This is a genomic window from Pseudomonas sp. NBRC 111127, assembly GCF_001320345.1.
Lineage (GTDB): Bacteria > Pseudomonadota > Gammaproteobacteria > Pseudomonadales > Pseudomonadaceae > Aquipseudomonas > Aquipseudomonas juntendi.
Genome location: NZ_BCBD01000292.1, coordinates 1 through 2,058, shown reverse-complemented (window position 1 = coordinate 2,058; position 2,058 = coordinate 1). Strand labels below are relative to the sequence as shown.

General features: G+C 64.2%; 3 protein-coding genes. 1 reads left to right on the top strand and 2 read right to left on the bottom strand.

What is annotated here, in order from left to right; translation table 11 throughout:
• Positions 1 to 9 precede the first annotated feature (9 nt).
• Entirely contained in the window at positions 10 to 897 is an 888-nt protein-coding gene (gene gluQRS / locus APH30_RS26910; protein WP_054914238.1) for a tRNA glutamyl-Q(34) synthetase GluQRS, read from the bottom strand.
• Positions 898 to 960: 63 nt separating this feature from the next.
• Positions 961 to 1,407: an RNA polymerase-binding protein DksA gene (gene dksA / locus APH30_RS26905; RefSeq protein ID WP_009685370.1), complete on the bottom strand. Its 447-nt coding sequence runs from the start codon at positions 1,405 to 1,407 to the stop codon at positions 961 to 963.
• A gap of 210 nt (positions 1,408 to 1,617) precedes the next feature.
• Between dksA and APH30_RS26900 the strand changes: the two genes are divergently transcribed.
• The coding region (locus APH30_RS26900) for an aminotransferase class I/II-fold pyridoxal phosphate-dependent enzyme (protein WP_156326738.1) at positions 1,618 to 2,058 on the top strand (441 nt) is incomplete at its 3' end.

The window sequence follows — 2,058 nt, the reverse complement described above, 5'->3', positions numbered from 1 at the left end:
GGCAAGGCCTCAGCGCAGATCAGCCTCTGGCACCGTCGTGCGCTGCGCAATCGCTTCGGGCCGCCACTGCTGGCGGGCCACGGCCAATACTTCAGCCGGCGTTGCCAGCAGCAACTGCGGGTCAGTCGCCTGCCCCAGCGCCCGCAACGCCCGCAACAACAGCGGCGTCGCCTGCTCGGCCTGCAACGGCGGCGAACGGTATGACTTGCCAAGCTTGTGGCCGTCCGGTTGCACGATCAGCGGTATGTGCAGATAGCGCGGCTGCGAAAAGCCCAGCAGCTCTTGCAGGTACAACTGGCGCGGGGTGTTGTCGAGCAGGTCGGCACCGCGCACGATGTCGGTTACACCTTGCCAGGCATCGTCCAGTACCACGGCCAGCTGGTAGGCATACAGGCCATCGCGGCGCTGTATCACGAAATCGCCCACGTCGCGGCCCAGGTGCTGCTGGTAAGCACCCTGTACGCGGTCGCTGAAACGGTAGATCAGCTCTGGCACCCGCAAGCGGATCGCCGCGCCCTCGCGCGCATGCCCGGCGTTACGGCACAGGCCTGGGTAGATGCCGCCATAGGCCTCCAGTTGCTTGCGCGAGCAGGTGCAGGCATAGGCCAGGCCCATGTTGAACAGGCGGTCGACCACGGCGGCATAGGCGTCTTGGCGCTGGCTTTGAAACACCACTTCGCCGTCCCAGTGCAGGCCGTAGCGTTCGAGGGTTTGCAAGATGGCGTCACGGGCGCCGGGCATTTCCCGGGGCGGGTCGGTGTCTTCCACGCGCAGCAGCCAGCGGCCGTCGACCGCGCGGGCATCCAGCCAGGAGGCGAGTGCAGCCACCAGTGAGCCAAAGTGCAGGAAACCGCTGGGGGTGGGGGCAAAGCGCCCAATGTAGCTGGAGTTGGTCATGGTCTGGCTGGGTATATAAATGCAACGGGGCGCATGATGCGCCCCGTTCGGTTGGAAGAAAGATCAGCCTTTGCCGACCGTTTTTTCCTTTTTCTCGGCGATTTCCTTGCAGTCGAAGCACAGGTCGGCGGTAGGGCGGGCTTCCAGGCGGCGCAGGCCGATCTCGATGCCGCACGACTCGCACCAGCCGTACTCGTCGGCCTTGATCTTGTCGAGGGTCTTGTCGATTTTCTTGATCAGCTTGCGCTCGCGGTCGCGGTTGCGCAGCTCAAGGGCGAATTCTTCTTCCTGGCTGGCACGGTCGGCCGGGTCGGGGAAGTTGGCTGCCTCGTCCTTCATGTGATCCACAGTGCGGTCCACACTGGTCATCAGCTCTTGCTTCCAGGCGCCGAGAAGCTTGGTGAAGTGCTTTTTCATGGGCTCACCCATGTATTCTTCACCCTTGGACTCTACGTAAGGCTCGACACCGTACATGGTCTGACCGGTTTTTTGCTTTTCTACGGTGGACATGAATAGACCGCCTCTCACTCATCTGATCCAATGCGCAGGATGCTCCATCTCCGGCGACCGCCGGCCCTGCGACTGCGAGCCGCCGAACTTACCAGATAGATCGGGGGTGCGCTAGCCCGCCCGATCCTGCTAACAGACACCGGCCTGAGCGGTACGTTCGATTGCTTACGCAGGTAGAATCTTCAGTTTAGCCGCTATTGAGAGAAGGTCATGGCCCACCCCTACAGCGCGCGCAGCCGCGCCATCGAACCTTTCCATGTCATGGCACTGCTGGCGCGGGCCAACGAGCTGCAGGCGGCCGGCCACGACGTGATCCACCTGGAAATCGGCGAGCCGGACTTCACCACCGCAGCACCGATTGTGGCTGCGGGCCAGGCCGCGCTGGCCGCCGGCCACACCCGCTATACCGCCGCACGCGGCCTGCCGGCGCTGCGCGAAGCGATAGCCGGGTTCTATGCACAGCGTTATGGCCTGAGCATTGACCCGCAGCGCATTCTCATTACCCCGGGCGGTTCGGGCGCCCTGTTACTGGCCAGCAGCCTGCTGGTCGACCCCGGCAAGCACTGGCTGCTGGCTGACCCGGGCTACCCGTGCAACCGCCACTTCCTGCGCCTGGTGGAAGGCGGGGCGCAACTGGTACCGGTCGGCCCG